Source organism: Oleiphilus sp. HI0067 (assembly GCF_001635735.1).
On the sequence record NZ_LWFI01001233.1, the window covers coordinates 1 to 19,994 of the forward strand.

General features: G+C 43.7%; 16 protein-coding genes. 3 read left to right on the plus strand and 13 right to left on the minus strand.

Features of this window, described 5'->3' with window-relative positions:
- Nucleotides 1-976 precede the first annotated feature (976 nt).
- Complete coding sequence (locus A3739_RS18625) at nucleotides 977-1,957, minus strand: rhodanese-related sulfurtransferase (protein ID WP_068479732.1); 981 nt, start codon at nucleotides 1,955-1,957, stop codon at nucleotides 977-979.
- 606 nt (nucleotides 1,958-2,563) lie between these two features.
- On the opposite strand from A3739_RS18625, the gene A3739_RS18630 reads away from it, so the two are divergent.
- From A3739_RS18630 to galU, 3 genes are all read left to right on the plus strand, one after another.
- Complete coding sequence (locus A3739_RS18630) at nucleotides 2,564-4,702, plus strand: adenosylcobalamin-dependent ribonucleoside-diphosphate reductase (protein ID WP_068479730.1); 2,139 nt, start codon at nucleotides 2,564-2,566, stop codon at nucleotides 4,700-4,702.
- Between the two features lie 49 nt (nucleotides 4,703-4,751).
- Entirely contained in the window at nucleotides 4,752-5,456 is a 705-nt protein-coding gene (locus A3739_RS18635) for an NrdJb (protein WP_068479728.1), read from the plus strand.
- Nucleotides 5,457-5,657: 201 nt separating this feature from the next.
- A complete protein-coding gene (gene galU / locus A3739_RS18640; RefSeq protein ID WP_068479727.1) occupies nucleotides 5,658-6,491 on the plus strand; it encodes a UTP--glucose-1-phosphate uridylyltransferase GalU in 834 nt (277 codons plus the stop codon).
- 48 nt (nucleotides 6,492-6,539) lie between these two features.
- Here galU and A3739_RS18645 read toward each other — a convergent pair whose 3' ends face one another.
- From A3739_RS18645 to A3739_RS18700, 12 genes are all read right to left on the minus strand, one after another.
- A complete protein-coding gene (locus tag A3739_RS18645; protein WP_068477510.1) occupies nucleotides 6,540-6,950 on the minus strand; it encodes a helix-turn-helix domain-containing protein in 411 nt (136 codons plus the stop codon).
- Between the two features lie 90 nt (nucleotides 6,951-7,040).
- Complete coding sequence (locus A3739_RS18650; protein ID WP_068479724.1) at nucleotides 7,041-8,834, minus strand: sugar phosphorylase; 1,794 nt, start codon at nucleotides 8,832-8,834, stop codon at nucleotides 7,041-7,043.
- A gap of 15 nt (nucleotides 8,835-8,849) precedes the next feature.
- Nucleotides 8,850-10,073, minus strand: coding sequence for a glycosyl transferase (locus A3739_RS18655; protein ID WP_068479721.1), 1,224 nt, complete (start codon nucleotides 10,071-10,073; stop codon nucleotides 8,850-8,852).
- A 38-nt stretch (nucleotides 10,074-10,111) separates the two neighbouring features.
- Nucleotides 10,112-10,957, minus strand: a complete 846-nt coding sequence (locus A3739_RS18660; RefSeq protein ID WP_068479719.1) for a mannosyl-3-phosphoglycerate phosphatase — start codon at nucleotides 10,955-10,957, stop codon at nucleotides 10,112-10,114.
- A complete protein-coding gene (locus A3739_RS18665) occupies nucleotides 10,945-11,862 on the minus strand; it encodes a zeta toxin family protein (protein ID WP_082878490.1) in 918 nt (305 codons plus the stop codon). Before A3739_RS18665 ends, A3739_RS18660 begins: the two co-directional genes overlap by 13 nt.
- A 199-nt stretch (nucleotides 11,863-12,061) precedes the next feature.
- A complete protein-coding gene (locus A3739_RS18670) occupies nucleotides 12,062-13,051 on the minus strand; it encodes an AgmX/PglI C-terminal domain-containing protein (RefSeq protein WP_068479717.1) in 990 nt (329 codons plus the stop codon).
- A gap of 24 nt (nucleotides 13,052-13,075) precedes the next feature.
- Entirely contained in the window at nucleotides 13,076-13,705 is a 630-nt protein-coding gene (locus tag A3739_RS18675; RefSeq protein ID WP_068479715.1) for a MotA/TolQ/ExbB proton channel family protein, read from the minus strand.
- A gap of 51 nt (nucleotides 13,706-13,756) precedes the next feature.
- Complete coding sequence (locus A3739_RS18680) at nucleotides 13,757-14,062, minus strand: hypothetical protein (protein ID WP_068479713.1); 306 nt, start codon at nucleotides 14,060-14,062, stop codon at nucleotides 13,757-13,759.
- Nucleotides 14,059-14,652 (minus strand): tetratricopeptide repeat protein, encoded by a 594-nt coding sequence (locus A3739_RS18685; RefSeq protein WP_068479711.1) that lies wholly within the window; start codon nucleotides 14,650-14,652, stop codon nucleotides 14,059-14,061. Before A3739_RS18685 ends, A3739_RS18680 begins: the two co-directional genes overlap by 4 nt.
- Nucleotides 14,633-17,536, minus strand: a complete 2,904-nt coding sequence (locus A3739_RS18690) for a tol-pal system YbgF family protein (RefSeq protein ID WP_068479709.1) — start codon at nucleotides 17,534-17,536, stop codon at nucleotides 14,633-14,635. Before A3739_RS18690 ends, A3739_RS18685 begins: the two co-directional genes overlap by 20 nt.
- Nucleotides 17,536-19,125, minus strand: a complete 1,590-nt coding sequence (locus A3739_RS18695) for a hypothetical protein (protein ID WP_156502686.1) — start codon at nucleotides 19,123-19,125, stop codon at nucleotides 17,536-17,538. Before A3739_RS18695 ends, A3739_RS18690 begins: the two co-directional genes overlap by 1 nt.
- A 49-nt stretch (nucleotides 19,126-19,174) precedes the next feature.
- A complete protein-coding gene (locus A3739_RS18700; protein WP_156502687.1) occupies nucleotides 19,175-19,660 on the minus strand; it encodes an AraC family transcriptional regulator in 486 nt (161 codons plus the stop codon).
- Between the last annotated feature and the right edge of the window lie 334 nt (nucleotides 19,661-19,994).

The window sequence follows — 19,994 nt, forward strand, 5'->3', positions numbered from 1 at the left end:
CTGCTTTCTTGGCTTGTTCTGCTTTCTTGGCTTGTTCTGCTTTCTTGGCTTGTTCTGCTTTCTTGGCTTGTTCTNCTTTCTTGGCTTGTTCTGCTTTCTTGGCTTGTTCTGCTTTCTTGGCTTGTTCTGCTTTCTTGGCTTGTTCTTGCTTATCTTTGTTTACGTTTTTGGATTTACTTGGATCATTCGGCTTGTCCCCAAAGCCACCCAACCCAGTCTCTTTGTTGCCGAAAGAGCCGTCGTCGTTATTTTTGTCGACAGAGTAAACCTCTTCCAATGGATCCTTATCTTTCTTCTCAGCTTCTTTCTTCTTCTCTTCTTTCTTCTTCTCTTCTTTCTTCTTCTCTTCTTTCTTCTCAGCTTCTTTCTTCTCGGCTTCCTTCTTCTCGGCTTCTTTCTTCTCGGCTTCTTTCTTCTCAGCTTCCTTCTTCTCGGCTTCCTTCTTCTCGGCTTCCTTCTTCTCGGCTTCCTTCTTCTTGGATTCCTTCTTCTTGGATTCCTTCTTCTCAGCCTCTTTCTTCTCGGCTTCTTTCTTGTCCGACTTCGGTTCATCTTTCTTCAGCTGAACAGTTACAGATTTGTCCTGCACTTCTTCCGTAAAATCGACAGGATTATAGATAAGATAGGTCGCAACGGAGCTATGCAGCAACAAGCTTCCGATGAAAGTAAGGCTGTATCGTTTACGGTATCCTTTTGGTAGCATCCGTCTAATTCTTATTTGCTGCTTTGATTTATTGTTCGCGAGGAAAACTATGGGAGACGTTGTTCAGTTTAAAAGACCTTCGCTCAAAGCGAAGCATAAAGGAAAAAGCCTTTGTAAGCATGGCTTTCACAAATGGGTGGTCGAAAAAGAGAACCAGTTTGACGTTAAGCAAGGGAGGCTTGTCACAGTTATGCGCTGTGCGAGATGCAAAGAGAAAAAGATTGAGTTGAAGTAGCGCAAACGACACCGTTCACGCTACTTTTATCAGATGTATTACTGCGCTTCTTGCTGCGCTTTAATCGCCGCGACTTTCTTATCACGATTTTGAGCAATAGCTTCAGTTGCTTCACTACCAATATGGCCTTGGCCACGTGCGCGCGCTAAGTCAATCTGTTTTTGACGTTCTTCGAATCGTTTGATCTGGCTAGGCGTGTGTTTGCCAAAACACTTAGGACAACTCACACCTTTTTTGTAGTGTTCGTGTTCCATATCTTCGGCAGTAATTGGAAGTCGACATGCGTGGCACTGATCATAAGCGCTTTTGTTTAGATCATGATCAACCGCAACACGATTATCAAACACGAAGCAATCGCCTTCCCACATCGTATCTTCTTTAGGGACTTCTTCCAGATATTTAAGGATGCCACCCTCTAGATGATAAACCTCATCAAAGCCCTTTTCTTTTAGGAAAGCTGTCGATTTTTCGCAACGAATGCCGCCCGTACAGAACATAGCGACTTTTTTATGCTTAGCAGGATCTAAATGTTCATCAACATAAGCCGGGAATTCTCTAAAGGTATCAGTTTTAGGGTTTACGGCACCCTCAAACGTACCAATCTCATACTCATAATCATTACGCGTATCAATCAGTACAACTTCAGGATTAGAAATAAGCGCATTCCAGTCTTTAGGTTTGACGTATGTGCCAACAACTTTTTTAGGATCGATACCCTCTACCCCCATCGTGACAATTTCTTTTTTAAGTTTCACCTTGGTGCGGTAAAACGGTTGAGATTCATCAAACGAAAGCTTGTAATCAATATCTGCAAACTCGGGGATAGCTTTAAACCAAGTTAATAAGGTTTCAATGGATGCTTCGGTGCCAGATACCGTGCCGTTGATTCCCTCGCTTGCTAGCAATAATGTACCGCGTACATCGTTTTCTAGCATTTTATCTAGTAAGGGCTGGCGAAGTTCTTTGTAGTTTGGCAAGTCGACGAATCGATACATGGCACATACGGTGATGTCAGACATATACATGTTCCTGTGTTCAGCGACCAGAACGTAAAACTGGCGCGTTTAATAAGAGCGGCGCATTATAACGGCATATTGTGCAATTGGTAGTCAGCGAGCACCAAGCTCGCCATTTACAACAAACACCCATACACTATATATGGTTATAAAAGGCTAACCATTCCTACTACTTTTTAATCCAATTTGGTGCACGGCAGTGCCCACTTAACGTCTAAGCCGCACCAAAATAAGCCCTACAAAAGTCAATAAATATTTAAGGTTTTTTCATCAAAAAAAGACACAAGAGAATCTTCACATACCACTATATGCTGTTATACTTCTTCGCAAGTACGCTACATATAGTAAACCAACAATTCATAATACTATATATAGGGATACATCTTCTATCCCGTCATCAGGCGTAACTAAACGAATAGCTGTACCTTTGAACCCTCGTAATCGCTTAGTTGTCTTGGCTTTAAAGGTTATACGTGAGCAGAAAGAGAACATTTCTGCCACCACTAAATATAGGGGTTGCTCAGGTAAGGCAGCCAATAAAACATTTTAATGTGATAGCTCACTTAAGGAAGAGTGTCTGTCATTTAGAACGTCCACGAGGTTTCATAAATGAACGCTAAGGTCGAACCGCTCATTTCTCCACTCCCGATGCAAGATGCGTCGGTAGACATTTGGCACACTAAATACCAGCTGAAAACAAAGTCTGGCGAGGCTGTTGATAAAACAATCGCTGAAACTTATGAACGTGTGGCCCGTGCTCTATCTTCTGTAGAACCAGAGGAAAAGCGCGAGCAGGTATATGCAGATTTTAAATGGGCATTAGAAACTGGCGTCATTCCCGCAGGCCGCATTATGTCGAATGCAGGCGCTGGCGAACATAAGCCTGCAACTTCCACCATTAACTGTACCGTTTCAGGCACAGTCTATGACTCAATGGACGATATCCTACTTAAAAACCACGAAGCAGGCTTAACACTAAAAGCCGGCTGTGGCATCGGATATGAGTTTTCTACTTTACGCCCTAAAGGTGCTTATGTTGCTGGTGCAGGTGCGACCACCTCTGGCCCATTGTCGTTCATGGATATCTTCGACAAGATGTGTTTTACAGTATCATCAGCAGGTGGTCGACGTGGCGCACAAATGGCGACTTTCGATGTACACCATCCTGATGTTTTGGACTTCATTAAAGCTAAACGTGAAGACGGTCGTCTTCGTCAATTCAACTTGTCACTATTGATCACTGAAGACTTCATTAAAGCAGTAAAAGACGATGCTGACTGGAGACTTTCTTTCCCAGTTACAGCAGAAGAAGTTGCTGAAGAGAATCTAGACCTTACTGACACTGAGCAGTTTGTATTCCGTTCATTCCCTGTTAAATCTGGGTACGTCGCAAACCAAGAAGGTTTAATCGGTTGTCGTGTTTATAACACTGTTAAAGCGCGTACGATTTGGGATTCTATTATGAATTCTACTTACGATTTTGCTGAGCCAGGCTTCATCCTGATCGACAAAGTTAATGAGATGAACAACAACTGGTTCTGTGAAAACATTCGTGCAACTAACCCCTGTGGCGAACAACCATTGCCACCTTATGGCAGCTGCTTGCTTGGTTCTGTCAATCTAACGTCTTTCGTTGAAAAGCCATTCACTGACAAGGCTTCATTTAACTTCAAGAAGTACCGTAAGGCAGTTGCTATCTTCACGCGTATGCTCGACAACGTTGTTGAGATAAATGGCCTGCCTTTAATGGGGCAACGCAACGAGATTAACTTTAAGCGTCGCCATGGCATGGGCATTTTGGGTCTTGGTTCTACATTAACCATGATGAAAATGCCATATGGTTCGCCTGAGTCTGTTGAGTTCACTGAGAAAGTGAACCGCGAAATGGCTCTTGAAGGCTGGAGACAAGGTCTTGAACTAAGTAAAGAGAAAGGGCCAGCGCCAATCATGGAAGAAGAGTTCGCAGTGACTGCCGAAATACTACGCGAACGCCCAGAGCTGAGCGCGGACGGTTACTCCATAGGCGATACAGTGAAAGGTAAAGTTCTTCACGCAAAATATAGCCGTTACATGCAACGTATTGCTGATTACGAGCCAGAATTAGTCGATCAGCTTGCTGAGCAAGGTGCACGTTTTACACACCATACTTCGATTGCACCGACGGGAACTATTTCTTTGTCTCTTGCGAACAACGCAAGTAACGGTATCGAGCCAAGCTTTGCTCACCACTACTCTCGTAACATTATTCGCGAAGGTAAGAAGACTAAAGAAAAGGTAGATGTTTATTCATTCGAATTGCTTGCTTACAGAAATCAGGTCAATCCAGATGCAATGCCATTTAGTGATAACCCTGACAACGCATTGCCTGATTATTTCATCGCGGCAGATGAAGTAACGCCAAAGCAGCATGTCGATATTCAAGCGGCAGCACAGAAGTGGGTAGATTCTTCGATCTCTAAAACGGCGAACGTTCCTACAGAGTTCCCATATGAAGAATTTAAAGATATTTACATGTACGCCTATGAGCAGGGCTTAAAAGGCTGTACAACATTCCGTTTCAATCCTGAAGCATTCCAGGGCGTTTTGGTGAAAGAGCAAGATCTTGAGAACACCTTATACGAATTTACATTGGATGACGGAACAACCGTAAAAGTGAAAGGCAACGAAGAGATTGAATACGACGGTGAAATCCACACCGCTGCGAATCTATTCGACGCACTTAAAGAAGGCACCTACGGTAAATACTGATCAAGATTCGCCCGCTTATAGCGAGTGAATAAGAAAAAGGAATATGACAATGGCAATTAAAATCGAGAAAAAAATCGTAGGCTATCAAGTTCATACCGACGCATCGGCAGCCATTAAAGAGGCCGAAGTCGAGCAACGGCCTAAGCCGATTGAGATGAATGAGAAGATCGAACGTCCTGATTTTCTTTTAGGCTCTACGTATAAGGTAAAAACACCTGTAGATGAGCACGCACTTTACATCACGATCAATGACATCATTTTGAATGAAGATACCGATCATGAAGTGCGCCGTCCATATGAAGTGTTCATCAACTCTAAGTCGATGGAGCACTTCCAATGGGTTATTGCTTTAACGCGCGTTATTTCAGCTGTTTTCCGTAAAGGTGGTGACATTACATTCTTGGTAGAAGAGTTATCTTCTGTGTACGACCCGAATGGCGGTTACTACAAGAAAGGTGGCGTGTTCATGCCATCGCTTGTTGCTGAGATTGGCGCTGTGATCGAAAAGCATATGAAGAGCATTGGTCTTATCGAATCGGAAGAAATGAGCGATACGACGAAGCAGATTTTAGCTGAGAAACGTGCTGAATTTGAGCAAGCAGCTAAAGCTAATACCGCAGAAAGCTCTGCTAAGGAAGAACCAAGCCCATTCCCAGATACAGCACAGCTATGTAAGAAGTGCAATACCAAGGCTGTGATTATCATGGACGGTTGTGCAACCTGCCTAAACTGCGGCGACAGTAAGTGCGGCTAATCACCAACTAGCGGTCATTACAAAAGGCTTACTTTAGGTAAGCCTTTTTTCTTTCTAAATTTCGACAACAATACTCAAATTGTAAAAATCAACGCTTATATAAAAGCATGGGTTGTGGCATATTTGTGGCCGAACTTTTGCTTCAAATCAGGTCATTCAATATCTATAACTAGACCTTGTATATTTAGGACAACAACGACAATGATCAAAAACTGCTTATTCCCTGTTGCGGGTTATGGCACACGCTTTCTACCAGCGACAAAAGCAATGCCAAAAGAAATGCTTCCTCTTGTTAACAAACCTCTCGTCCAATACGGTGTTGAGGAAGCGCAGGAAGCCGGTATGGATAACTTTGGTTTCGTAACAGGTCGCGGCAAGCGCGCAATTGCGGACCATTTCGACATTAGCTATGAGCTAGAGCATCAAATTCAGGGTTCAGGAAAGGAAGCAATGCTTTCTGATATTCGAGGGCTTATCGAGAACAATACTTTCTCGTTTACACGTCAGCACCATATGAAAGGCCTTGGCCATGCGATTTTGTCAGGTAAGCCATTGGTCGGCGATAATCCTTTCGCAGTATTACTTGCTGACGACCTGTGCGTTGGCGATGCACCAGGAAACGGTGTACTAAAACAGATGTCTGAGTTGTATAACCAGTTCCGTTGTAGCATCGTTGCAATTCAAGAAGTGCCAGCAGATCAAACTCACAAATACGGCGTCATCGCAGGCGAATCAATGAAAGATGGCTTGTATCGCATTACTGACATGGTTGAGAAACCAGCACCAGAAGATGCACCAAGCAACCTCGCTATTATTGGCCGCTACATTCTTACGCCGGACATTTTCGACATTATCGAACAAACACCTCCAGGTAAAAACGGAGAGGTTCAGATTACCGACGCACTTATGACACAAGCTAAGAAAGGCTGCGTGCTTGCGTATAAATTCAAAGGTCAGCGCTTCGATTGCGGCAGTGTAGATGGATTTGTAAAGGCTACGAACTACGTATACGAAAACGTATATACGCCAGAGTAAGCTAAATATCTCTATAGACAAAAGGCAGCCAATTGGCTGCCTTTTGTCTTATAAGCCCATGAGTTGAAGTATTAACTCTTGGTTTTGAGGGTCGCTTTTTCGAAAGCGTTTTATCAACGCCAACTCTTGCTGTTTGGGAAGAGCGTCATCCAAGTGTTTATCTAACTCATTCAATGAATCACTTAGGTCTGAAAATTCAGGCTCATCAATGCCGGGCAAATCGAGTTGTGGAAATTGGTGCGCGCTTGGAACATCTAAAAAGTACTCTAAAGATGCGCCTGTTTTAAAACAAATATCGAGTAGGTTCTCTAAACTCGGGAACACCTGAGCATTTGAATCTTCCCATGCCTTTACGACTGAGTCATCAACCGAGCATAGATTCGCAATATCAGACAAGCTCAGCTTATGTGTTTCACGGAAGAAGCGTAGCTGCTTACTAAAACTCTGTAGATACTTCATGGATTCGCACTTTAAAATAACTATTCTTATAACTATAGCAGTGTCATCAAATCTTGCACTAAGCAGCTAATTTATATAGAAAAATAAGCCTTAACTATTTTGGTTGCTAATCCATAAGGCATCGTAGGGACGCATATTTACAACACCGTCGATATCAGTAATCACAGTACCTGAGAGCAAATCGACCCAACTATCAAACTCCGTAATATTCAATTCGCTTAAATGAATGTCTTGCTCTGTATCTGAGATGTTATAGATACAGAATATATTTTGGCGTCGATCCGTACTTTGCCTCCAGTAACCGAAAATTGACTCCCCTAAATGCAAGGTAAACTGCGTTGCGTTTGGATGGAAAGCCGCTTGTTTGGTTCTAATCTCAAGCATCTTTGAAATTTGATGATATATCTTCGAATGTGTGCTCGATTCATTGGCCAATTCTGACTCAAGCTCACTCAATTCCCATCGATGACGATTAATCGAACGATTGTGTTTGGTGTGTTCTAGTTTCTGATAATCGTTTCGAGTACCTACCAGACTATGGATATAAATCCCCGGAATCCCTTCTAAGCCCAACATTAATGCATGCGCACAAACAAAACGTTTCACACCCCACTTGTCAGGCCCTTTCGTTGTACCTTGCAATGCATCAAACAAAGAGATGTTCACTTCATAGGGCTTATTCTGATTATTCTCCAACGCCCGCATAGAGACCCTACCACCAAAGCCTAACATGGTGCTTACAAAAGTATTGATCTCAGTATCGGATAACAAACCCTCAGCAGGACGAAGTCCAATACCATCGTGCGAGGCAATAAAGTTAAAGTATGCGGTACCGTTCTGGGCAGGCGGCATGCTCATCATCCATTGCTTAAGATAATGACTAGACCCAGTAATTAAGGTGTTCACGAGCAAAGGTGGCAATGAGAAGTTGTAGACACAATGCGCTTCGTTCGCGTTTCCGAAATACGAAAGGTTTTCTCTATTAGGAATGTTCGTTTCCGTGATAATGACTGCGTCATGGCACTTATGCTCGATCAAAGTCCTGAGCAAACGAACGATTTCGTGGGTTTCAGGCAAATTAAGCGAAGATGTTGCCGCCTTCTTCCAAAGAAATGCGATCGCATCGAAACGGAATATGCGAATCCCTTGATCTAGATAGAAGTTAAGTATTTTCGCAAACTCGATTAAAACCTTAGGGTTTCGAAAATCAAAATCGATTTGATCATGACTAAACGTACACCAGACATATTTTGTTCCGTCTGCCGTTTCTTGTTCTTTAAGCAACGACGATGTTCTAGGTCGAACAACTTGAGAATGGTCCAGCGCAGGATCGCTCGTAAAGAAGTAGTCATTCCCTTCGCCCTGTCCCTTTATGAAATTACCATACCATTGGCTTCGAGCCGAACAGTGATTGATGACCACATCGGCCATAAGGCGATAACGTTGCGATAACGACTGCACATGCCCCCAATCCCCAAGCGAATCATTCACTTCGACATAGTTAATAACCGAGAAACCGTCATCAGAACTGTAAGGATAAAATGGAAGTATATGTACGGAATTGAATATATCTTTGCAGTACTTATCTAAAAAATAGCCCAAACTCTCGAGCGGCTTCTGCTTATGCGAAGCAAGCACCGAAGCTCCTTCTGACACGCTATCCCCATAGGTTATGAGGATGGCATCTTTTTCGCTCCAATGATTGGTGTACGGTTTTGGTGATGTTTCCGCTCCCAAAAACACACCCTGCTCATCAACCAGATTCATTGTTTGCAAGAGAGATCGCTTTAACGCGTCAATATCAGTGCCCGACAACAAGGGGCCATAAATGAACTCGAGCTGATCACTGAGTTTTGCATCAAGTTTCTGCAAGACATCATTCATATTCGAACCTTACTTCTATAAACCAAATTCTTCGTTGTCCTTCTCAACCGCATCCTTGAGTCGTTCAAGCACATCTGGCATCGCACTAATTACCCGGTTCCAACTCGCGATAAAGGGGCGCTCCATCGGGTTATCTAAAAAGTGCTGTCCTGCCTTCATGATATTTGAGGCAAACATCTCGACTGCTTTTTCCTCTTGGTGAACGTCTAACTTAAGACCATTCATCATCGCGTCATTGTAGTAGGTTTCAATAAAATCAAGCGCAATCCGGTAATACGTCGCTTTCAAGGAGCGTATCGTCTCTGTTGTAAATGTTTCGCCTTGCGTCGCGAGTTTTCTGAAGAGTGCCTTGGTAATATCGATAGACATTTTTGACAAGCCGCCTGTTTCATCGTGTAAAGACAGATCCTGATGTTTATGGTCGTATATGTGTGCGATATCAACTTGGCAAAGACGGTTGTGCGCATAGTTGCGGTACATCTCTGAAAGCACCCCAATCTCTAAGCCCCAATCACTTGGAATTCGAATATCTTTTAAGACATCGATACGGAACGAAAACTCGCCAGCTAATGGATAACGAAAGCTATCCATGTACTCTAAGTAATCACGATATCCAATAACGCTTTTGAAAGATCGTAATAATGGTGTCACTAACAAACGACTGACACGTCCGTTCATTTTTCCATTAGCGACTCGAGAATAGTAGCCCTTACAGAACTCATAATTGTAATGCGGATTGGCAACTGGGTAGATTAAGCGCGCTAAAAGTTCTTTATCATAGGTGACGATATCACAGTCATGCAGGGCAACCGATTCTGATCGGTTCGACGCTAAGGTATAGCCCATGCAATACCATACATTTCTGCCCTTACCTGCTTCTTTAGGCGCAACACCGAGGGCCTGCAGCTCGTCGTCGAGTTGACGTAATCGCGGTCCATCGTTCCAAAGCACGCGATGACGTTGTGGCAATTTTGAGAAAAAACCTAAAGCGTATTTATACTGATCAAGGCTAGCGCGATCTAAACCAATCACAATTTCACCGATGTACTTCACCTCGCTAAGTAAATCGATAATTTTGGGTAGCGCATCCCCTTCTAACTCAGAAAATAGAGACGGCAAGATCAGCCCCATCGGACGTTTTGTTGCAAAATCTTCCAGCTCCCTCTCGAGGTCTTCATACGACCGACAGCTTAGATTATGTAACGTTGTTATGATGCCATTTTGATAAAAGTCAGCCATTTTTTACTCGCTTAAGCTCTATGTCTGCTGGTTATTATTTACAATGAGGGCTCACCTAGATCTAAGTCTAAAAAGCTACTCAAACTTTCAGCCCAACCTTTAGGCCCTGCACTTGCACTTCTGATTTCATTAATGTCTGACGGAAGCATCAGCGTCGGTTTATTAGGATTCTTGATTACTATTGCCTGATCGGCGGCCTCTAACATGTCTATATCATTGTCACTGTCGCCGAGCGCAATGGCTCTGAAAGGTGTGTTTGCGTTGTTGCAAATATATTGTTGTTTTAGCCAAACTAAAGCCTTTCCTTTGTCATATCCGTTTGTGATATGTAGAAAGCGCCCACCCTCTTGAATTCTATAGCCAAGCCCTTCTACTTCTTTGCGAAGTTGACTCTTTTGGACATCTGACCCCTGCCATAAAATAGGATCAGAATATTCTCTTTGATTCGCTAACGCAGCATGATCTAGACTCAGACCGGTTACTTCCGCTATTTGCTTGTTTCCAAGCATCCCAAACGTCATACAACAATCTTGAAGCTCGCGTGAAAGCTTACTCATCAGGTCTTGATGTTGCTCTCTTGGGAGGCCAAAAGCCTTGCACCAAAATTCATCGCAATCTAAGAGTGAGTCGTGATTAAACTCAAATTGAGATTTAGGAATGAAAACGGCCGCGCCGTTCTCTACAACAAACGGAGTGTTTAATTCCAGTGAAGCCCTCAAGATCATCACTTCAGCGCGCGTTTTACTTGTAACAGGAATAATGTGAGCGTTGCGTTCGCGAAGCACCGTGATTGCGCCTTGCGCAGCTTTGTAACTATACGTTTCGTGGTCTAGTAAGGTGCCATCTAAATCCGTAAAGATTAAGATGTCGTTTAATGGCCGCATAATTCAAATCCTTTTTTAGCGACTTCTCCCTGTACGCGCATGTGTTGGACATGCCTGTCGCCCCCAAGCTCCCAAACGATGTCGGCTCGGGTAGAAAATGTATCTAACAAACGCTCAGTCAGACGTTCATAATGTGCAATGAAACGCTTCAAACTTTTCTCATCAAGAATTCCATCAGCAGCATCTTCTGGCTTGAGCGTGTCTATTAATTTCTTCTCTTGTTGTAGTCGCCATTCGTAAACAGAAGCAAAAGACGGCGCTTTTAAAAAACACCACAGATCAAAAAAGCGATACAGCGGCTCATAACTTTGACGCAATGCACGATTAACTTCTAAACGCCATATTCGTTCAGGATCTTCAATTTCCTCTAGCGCGTTACATGGTGCATCTAGTAAGGCTTCATCAACGGCTTCAACGCCCCAACACCAGCCTTCAAAAATTACAAAATCTGGGTTAGTTGCAACGACGATTTCGTTTTCAGCAGGGACTACATCGTCGGTCGCCTTATTAAACGCTGGCAGTTTGATTTCCCCTGTATTTTCTCGAAGGGCTTCAAGAACTTCCCGAATCCTAGATACGTCGTGTGTACATGGTACACCGCGCGTTGCAAACAGAGGATGGACACTTAAAGCAAGATGCTTACGATCCAGTTTTCCAAGATAAAAATCGTCGAGTGACAAACTAACGACTTTCGCACCCTGCTCCTTTAATGAATTGGCAAAATACTTACAAAGGGTTGATTTGCCTGACCCTTGGCAACCAACTAGCCCAATAAACACAGGTTCTTTCATGGGCGCCCGATAGCGTAGCAAAGCATCTACAACGGGATCGAAGTATCGCGAGGCTGTGTTTCTAAAACTTTTTGGCAGACGCTCTTCTTCTAAGAATTTATCTATCACTTGCACGATGATCTCGATCCGTTCACTTGTTGCGTATCACGTATCGTAACTAGTGCATGATGCATACCAAATGGTCTTTGATGCGCCAAAGCGTTTAAGCGTAGGGTCTGATGGAAAGCAACCTGACAGTTAAGCGAACTAAAATTGCGCATCAGGTAGTAACGACACGCCGTGCGCACCATTATGAGGCAAAATTAACGTTGATTTAGCTAGGCTGGAAATTAAATGGTAGAACGTGCACCAACTCTGGTGCGTTTGATGGCCCGAAATTAGTCAGCTTCATTCGCGCAACCAGTTTGGCGACGAGTTTTGGGTCACCGAGCGTGTCTTCAAGCACCTCGACAGAAGAAACTAATCCAGAAGACAAAATAGTTATTTTAAGTGTTAACGCACCTTCTAGGAATGGGGCGTCTCTCAGTGCCCGGTTGTACAATAAATTGAATGTTGAGCGAACACCCTCTACAACGAGTTGCACCTCAGCCATATCTCGCGTCTTTCCTGCGTTTTTCTCCGCGAGTGCGAGGGCTTTTTCTTCTTCACGTACTTGCAGCGTTGAATATTCTTGATCGTCCAATGTTGCTTGGCGTGTATCGATTTGCTGTTCCGACTGAGCTGTTGCGTTCGAGGTTTTGCTCAATACAGACTGATCCGGTGAACCGATACTTAATGGCCCTGACTCGGCTTTTACTTGCTTCGCTGAAGAATAGAAGCCTGATGCGGCGACCGAACTCGATAGCGCTGCCATTTGGCTTTGCATAGCAAGCAAACCACTATTACTTGCGACTTCTCGTGCCTGTTTTATTTGTTCCGCGGTGCTCTTCTGGGTTTCCACTCGTTTTTTGGGTTGCGCTTTAATCGATTCCTTAGACTTCTGCTTAGGAACAGGCCTCGGCTCAAGTTTAGGTTTTGGCTTCGCTACCGGCTTAGGTTTAACTTCAGCCTTCGGTTTAGGTAATTCCTTTTTACGTATAGGCTTTGGCGCAACTTTTGGCTTTTCGTTCTTTACGAAACGAGCCAATTGAGGCGGCAAGCGCTCGAGACTCTCTCTATCAGGTTCAGGCACTTCATAATTATCAATAAACCAGGCAGCAGCGATTAAAAGCACTAACCCAAGCATGAGCGCAACAGAGAAGACGCGCTGCTCTGAATGCGATTGCGACCATGGCAAATTATGATGAGCGACTACTAAAGACATCTGAAAGTACTTTCTATGCTCTAACTATTTTTGCGTTGAAGCACAGAGGTTAAGCACTTTGATCCCCGCCATTTCGAAACTATCAACGATCTCATTCGTTTTAGCCTGAAGATACGAGTGGACCATCAAAAGCGGAATTGCAGCCATTAGACCGAACGCAGTTGTATTCATCGCGACAGAGATACTTTGCGAAAGCAAGGTCGCTTTCTGCGCTGGGTCCGCGTTTGCAACCGCTGTGAAAGCCGCAATCAAACCGATAATGGTTCCCAAGAGACCTAGCAAGGTTGCGACGTTTGCGAGCATCGCGAGAAACGGCGTACGTTTCTCAAGGCGAGGTAAGATCTCCATTAACGATTCTTCCATCGCATACTCAATTTCGTCCCTAGATCGTCCAGAATTAAAACGCGTTAAACCGATATCAAGCATTGTTGAGATTGCGCTCGTTCCTTCACGCGCTTTGGCACCCGCCGCAACGAAATCGCCCTTTACAAGCAAGGGGAGCAAATCGTTTTCAAACACTTTTCTATTTGTTGACTTCGCCCGCGTTAGAAAAATAAATCGCTCAACCGTAATGGCGAAGCCGAATAGCAATATGCACGCAATTGGATACATGAACATGCCGCCATCTTGAAAAAACTTAACTACGGTATCCAAAAACCTTACTCCTTTTTTGTTATCTGTCGATCGATTAAGAGCAACTCAAATCTATTGTGATCCAAATGACTTTGGCATTTGGATGTAATGGTGAAAATAAACTTTACGCTTATGCTTATCCATCGAAATTGGCTTTAATACGTCAGGCATTGGCTCAGGGTCTAATTCGATCTTAGTTGGGTCCGCTGAGCCAGATATTCTCCATGGCAGCGCTAATTCGACTTTAGGTAATTCAGAATTACCAATGATTGAAATAGTCTTAATCTGTTCCGATGATTTGTCATTAGCTGTTGTAAAGCTGGCGTAGGATAGCATCAACACTAAAGAGCAAAACTGAATAATGTGTAATCCCTTCATGCAGATTTCCTTTTGAGCAGTCTAACCCACAACTTTACATGTTTTATTTGATCTTCTTGTGCTCGCCCGTCTGCTCCTTCTAAGAAAGCCAAGTAATGCCGCTCAGCTTTATCAAAATCAAACAGGTACAAATCATATATAACACCTAACCCGTAATGGGCATAAAGGGTATCTGGCGCTAGCGCTAATGCCTTGAGATAGGATTGCTCTGCGCGCTTAATTTGACCTTGCGCTAAAAATGCTTCTCCAAGAAAGCTGTGCGCTTGGGCTAGTTCGTCATTAATAGAAGTCGCACGTTCAAACTCTACAACCGCTTCTTTTGTTTTAGATTGTCTAAGTAAGGCCACACCTTTATTCACATGAAGCTCAGGCAGTAAAGGGTAATCAACTAACAATTTCTGAATCAGAACTAGCGCCTTTTCGAATTGCTGTGCCTGCATTAACGACTGCAATTCCATGAAGCTCGCTTTATCTTTATCCGAGATCGAAACTGGAGTCTGTGGCTTAACAGAAATATTCTGGCTGACGTCTTTCGTCGCGCACCCACTAATTGATCCAATCAAAAACAGACTAAAAATCAAATGTCGCATAATCTGCTCCGGTTACTGGCCGCTTGTACATACCTGGATTTAACTCTTGAAGCGCGTCATAGCTTGCTTTAACCCAACCACTGAGTTCGTGATTCGGACTCGCCTTAATGTTCAGCTCGTGAAGTGCAATCGCTTCATCTTCGATTGGAATGGCTTGCTCTTCCAATAGGATGTCATACTGCTCTTGCTCTAAAGCATTTAAACCTTTCGGACGCTCGGATAGCATAATGTCATGCGCGAGAATCTGATATATATCCGCCATCGCAAATCGCGCCGCCTCTGTGTAGGTCTCGACACCAAACTGCACAACGCGTTTATACGCAACTGTACATTGATCTAGCTGCTTGGTTTTTGTGCGTAAGGATTTCGCAAACGGTTGCGACAATGACATGTCGGTAAAGCGGGCTTTTTGTTGTTCGGCCAAAAATAGGCTTGCTTGCGCGCCGAGCGTCAACGCACGTGAGGTATCGAGTTTGTTATCTTCGACGTATTCCGCTATGCGCACTGCGTACGCTTTTTCATGCGCACTTTCCACTTCTGACGTTTCAAACATAAATGCTAATGCTTCTATGCCAATATCGTAACGTTTAGGGTGCTCTTTGAGCACCCACTCATAGGCTTCGGTTGCTTTTTCTTTAACGCTATTCTCAGAAAAATATCGCGCAGCTTTATAAGCGGATTCTGCTGACAGCGCTGCATCAATTGCTTTCTGTTGCTTGGCTTGTGCGAACAAAGACTCTGCTGCATCGATATAAAGCGCCTCTTGCTCCAAGGCATAAATTAATTGCGTTAAACCGGTAGCTTGAAGTTCATGTTTTGGAAACATGACTTGAAACAGACGATGAGTTCGGACCGCTTGATCCCAATCCTCTGTGCTCCCCGCAATACTCGCTGCATTGAATAAGGCGTCAGGTGCAAGCGGGTCTGAAGGGAACTCTTCATAGACCTTAAGATATGCATCAAGTGCGCGCTTACTTTTACCACTCTTCTTACCTTGCTGATAAAGTGAATTAGCAAGGGCTGCGTTGATAGCGATTTTTCGTTTAGTGTTAAGCGCATACTCGGGATCAGACTCCGCAATAGAAAGCACATTACGATAAGCGCGCTCAGCAAAGGTGTAGCCATCAGCATCTAAGGCCTTATTGTATAGAACACCAGCTCTTGTCAGCTCAGCTGTCAGCCGCTGTTCTGTAGAGGCTTCGCTAAACCGCTCAAACCCCGTGAGGAAGGTGATCAACGCATCAAACTGTTGTTGGTTTTGATAAAAATTCGATACCGCTAACGCCACTTCTGGTGCTCTTTTATCTTGAGAGAAAGTACTAATGAACTTGTTTGCTAATTCAAACTGCTTGTCTGCCCATTGTGTCGATTTAATAGCATTATCTTGGCCAAGCGTTTTGCGCAAAGCCTGTTCTGAGCTGATCAATGCGCTATATGCCGCATCTGATTTAAAGTCTAGTGATGCGTTATTGTAGGCCAGCCTTTCATATAGGTCTGATGCTTTGCTAGCCTGCCCGCCGCGCTGTAATGCCTGCGCTGCCAAATAAGTCGCTTCGTGGTTTTGCTCAGAAGCGCCATTTTTCATTTGCTCAAGTGCTGATAGCTGTAAATAGTAACTCGCTGCCTGTTTTGCCGATCGCAACATTCTTTGATCGCGCGTTTTTCGCTCTTGCATTCGAACAAAATTAAGATGAGCGAGTTCTTCAGTCACATCAATAAGGCTGGGACGGATATCTGCTTTTACGCGTGCCTGCGCCGTTTTCCAAAAATCAGAACGAATTCCAAACCGCTGTACCAACGCCGCTTTTGCCTTCCAAGCTTCGATTTTCCTATCAGCCTGTTGATATAATTCGATGCCCTTTAAATTATAAAAAAACAATTCCTGATCGGTTGTAGCATTATCAGTGTATTGCGCTATCAAACTCGCCGCATCGAAGTAACGTTTTTTACTTGCGTAGTGATCCACCAAGGCTCTTAATACTATGGGTTCCCTTTCAGGTCCTCCTAGCGCAATCGCAGTCTCCGAAATATTGCGCATCCAATCGCCCTGCTCGTTGAGTAAAGCAAGTAAACGCATACCGTCGCTAAGGATATTTTTATCAAGATCTATATCGAACCCACGATGGCTAGAAGTCCGAAAAGGAATAACCGTCAAATCTGTCGTCAACAAGCTTGAGTAGATACCAGGAAATGCATCAAAAAAGTTACTAAGCCTTTGGAGGGCGTCATTATTATCTTCCAAGCGATACTCAGCCCATGCCAACTTGTAATTAGAATAGGCTCGCATTCTTGGAGCTTTCGATTTTTTAAGTAGCTTCGCGTAGTAGTCGCGTGCTCGATTAAAATCGGCCAAATCAAAATATCCCTCCGCTAAGCGCAGCAATGCTTCATCAGCGAGTTTTGAATTTGGATATAGCCCAACCAGTAATTCTAATCGCTTGATCGATTCTAGTATGTCACCCGTAAATGCTGTTGCTTTTGCTGTCTGATACAACAACTCATCCATGCGCTGATATGTATCACCAGAATCAACAATCTTTTGATAGGTATCGAGCACGACGTCAGCGTGAACGTAAGGATCTACCGTCAGACCTTTCTCTGATACGCCATAACTCGCGCTCAAATTATTCAAGCGATTCAATGCTTCAATACGTACTTCTGGACTTTGCGCGGTTTCGAAAAGCTTTCGATAGCGTTTCATTACATATTTAACCGAGACATCGGGAATCGGTTTCTTATCGAGCGCTAAAACACGAGGTCGTAAATCACCAATCTTCTCCGCTTTCGCAGACTCGCCAAAATTGACAGTAAAACTCTCATTTGCCAAAAGATAGCTTGAGTTCAGAGAAGCAAGAATTGACACACAAACGATCAGCCAAGGCACTATTGGTACCTCCCATCAAGCAGATTTGTTCGTTTTGTAGTCAGACGGGCGTGAGATTCTAGTATTTGTATAAAACCAAGTTCGGCTTGCTCGTAATGCTTATGCAGTCGCTCATCAAAACGTTCAAAGGCATTGTTCGCGTCATTAGTGAATGCACCATCGATTCTAGAATAAAGTGCTGCAATCTTAACGGTCAGCGCGTCAATTTTTTTCAAGGCTTTATCGATGCTTTGTATATGTTCAGGTATCGCTTTCTTGCGGTCGTTTACTCTTGGGGGCAAGCTCGCCAATCGAGTTTCAAGAGCACTCAGTGTATCTGATGTTCTCGATGTGCTGTTAGGGGGAAGTCGCTGCTCGATTTTACTCAGCGTGTCGCGTGCAGCTTGAATTCGCTTGGTAAGTTCTCGAGCTGCTTTGTTTAATTCGGTGCTGTTATTTACTCGTCCCTGTGCTTTTAAGTTTGTGCGCAAAGCCTTTAGTTTGGCGCTGAATCCTTGCAAGTTCGACTCATATAACCGCATATCAGAGTAAAGTTGCATCCAATACAAGGATGGTTCATCGTCGTACAGGAAACGAAGGTAACCATTTTTAATAGTATTCCCAACACCACTATTACCTAGAAACCAAGCCAAGTCCTCTCGAGAACTCTCCCTTAGTAATACTTCAATTGCTCCGTATTTTTTTAAGGCCTTCTTTAGTTTGGCTAGCTGCGCGCGCTCTTGTTGCAGCAATTTACTCGCGGCGAGATACGACTCTAGCGCTAGGGTTTGATAACCAGATTGTGCTTGTACATTTGGAAGAGCAAGTAAAGACTCGGCAACACCTGGTTCAGCAAGATTATGTTGCAGATTAGCTTGCCAGACTTGAACGGCTGCACGGTAATCTTTCAACTCTACCTTCGCTAAACCTGATAGATAAAGACCTTGTGTCGCATAAGCAGAACCGATATCCATTTCATCAAAAAATCGCACCGCCATATCTGGTTTATCGTGCTTGAGATAAAGCGCCCCTGCGCCAAGATTGATTCTATTCGTGAGCTCATTTGCGCTTTCGCCATTGTTTGTCATGTCTCTGGCTACACGCAGAGAAACTAACGCACGTTTCGGGTTTCGGCTATTAAAGGCATAATCAGTCGCTAAGTTGTAATAAGCCACTGCGGATAATTCACCCTCTAAGGCAATACTAAGCGACTGAGCAGCAAAATTATTCTTCCCTAACTCGATGAAGCATTGTCCTCGCAAGTAAGCCCGAAGAGATTGTAATGAAGGACTTAGTTTCGGTGCTTTACCTTTTAAATACCTTACCGCAGTGCGGCAGTCATCTTGGTTATAAAGCATGTTGGCTATACGAAGACGATCCACGTCAGGTGTATCTGACGTTTTCAAATGTTGCTTTAATTGATCGATCGTAAAGGAAGGTGTTAGCCCCAACTGTGTTTGAGCAACTGCGGTCATAACGGGATAGGACTTGTATTCGTCCTTAGAAATAGACGACAAGGTGCTAGCGTAATCACCTCTCTCAAAGTGAAATTGAACCATCCGCTTTTGTAGATCGTCAGGAAGAGCAAACCCAAAGGTAGAGAAACCCATGAGGAGGCATCCGACAGCAAACTTAAAAATGGCAGTCATATCTTACAAATTACCACTGCTTCACTTTGAACACTGGCTCACCAATACCGGGTCGTTCCGACACGATAAGTTCGATATATCTCGCGTTTTTTGTCTTATCGAACTTCAATGATTTTTTACGCTTGAAATATCCCCCACTTCTTCCTTGTCCCTTGAAGCTAGCGGTAAGCTTATGCTGACCTGGGGCAACACTGCCAAGATATAGCTGCTGCACTCCACCGTTTAACAGAGCTTGTATGTCGCTATTTTGATATAAGTGAGTTGAAATAAGTGCATCATCGACAAACAATTCAATTGAATCTAGTTTGAATCGAGTTTTGTCATCGAGACTCAAAAATACACCGAACTTAACCTCTGGCGGATAAATCATTGCCTGTTCAAGTGCATGCAATTCTTGATTGAGTTCGATAATCGATTGTTTAAGTTGACTAGCCTCAGCCTTTAGATCTTGATTGTTCTGAGTCTGATCACTATTCGCGTGGACTACCTGACTCAACAGAAGACAGCTAGTCACTACTATAGCTAGTAACTTCAAGGACCTGATACCTATATGATTTTTGAATAAACGCCAAAAAGACGGGACTAGCGCGAAGTCTACCAACATGAAGACTTCGCGCTGTGAATTGGTTAATAGGTTCAGTTAATATTTACGTATTTCTACAATTGCGGCAGAGGCAGGCTTGTTATCGACTGAGGTACTTCATTGCTGATTCAAGACCCTCGATACTCATTGGGTACATATGATCCTCAACCAATTCGCGTGTAATGCCTAGCGAACCGCCTGTTCCCCAATAGTTTTCTGGCAGCGGGTTAATCCATACAACCTTATC

Bases quoted from the DNA above. Each gene is read 5' to 3' on its own strand.
- A3739_RS18625 (WP_068479732.1), bottom strand. From the start codon at position 1,957: ATGTCTGACATCACCGTATGTGCCATGTATCGATTCGTCGACTTGCCA.
- A3739_RS18630 (WP_068479730.1), top strand. From the start codon at position 2,564: ATGAACGCTAAGGTCGAACCGCTCATTTCTCCACTCCCGATGCAAGAT.
- A3739_RS18635 (WP_068479728.1), top strand. From the start codon at position 4,752: ATGGCAATTAAAATCGAGAAAAAAATCGTAGGCTATCAAGTTCATACC.
- galU (WP_068479727.1), top strand. From the start codon at position 5,658: ATGATCAAAAACTGCTTATTCCCTGTTGCGGGTTATGGCACACGCTTT.
- A3739_RS18645 (WP_068477510.1), bottom strand. From the start codon at position 6,950: ATGAAGTATCTACAGAGTTTTAGTAAGCAGCTACGCTTCTTCCGTGAA.
- A3739_RS18650 (WP_068479724.1), bottom strand. From the start codon at position 8,834: ATGAATGATGTCTTGCAGAAACTTGATGCAAAACTCAGTGATCAGCTC.
- A3739_RS18655 (WP_068479721.1), bottom strand. From the start codon at position 10,073: ATGGCTGACTTTTATCAAAATGGCATCATAACAACGTTACATAATCTA.
- A3739_RS18660 (WP_068479719.1), bottom strand. From the start codon at position 10,957: ATGCGGCCATTAAACGACATCTTAATCTTTACGGATTTAGATGGCACC.
- A3739_RS18670 (WP_068479717.1), bottom strand. From the start codon at position 13,051: ATGTCTTTAGTAGTCGCTCATCATAATTTGCCATGGTCGCAATCGCAT.
- A3739_RS18680 (WP_068479713.1), bottom strand. From the start codon at position 14,062: ATGAAGGGATTACACATTATTCAGTTTTGCTCTTTAGTGTTGATGCTA.
- A3739_RS18685 (WP_068479711.1), bottom strand. From the start codon at position 14,652: ATGCGACATTTGATTTTTAGTCTGTTTTTGATTGGATCAATTAGTGGG.
- A3739_RS18695 (WP_156502686.1), bottom strand. From the start codon at position 19,125: ATGGGTTTCTCTACCTTTGGGTTTGCTCTTCCTGACGATCTACAAAAG.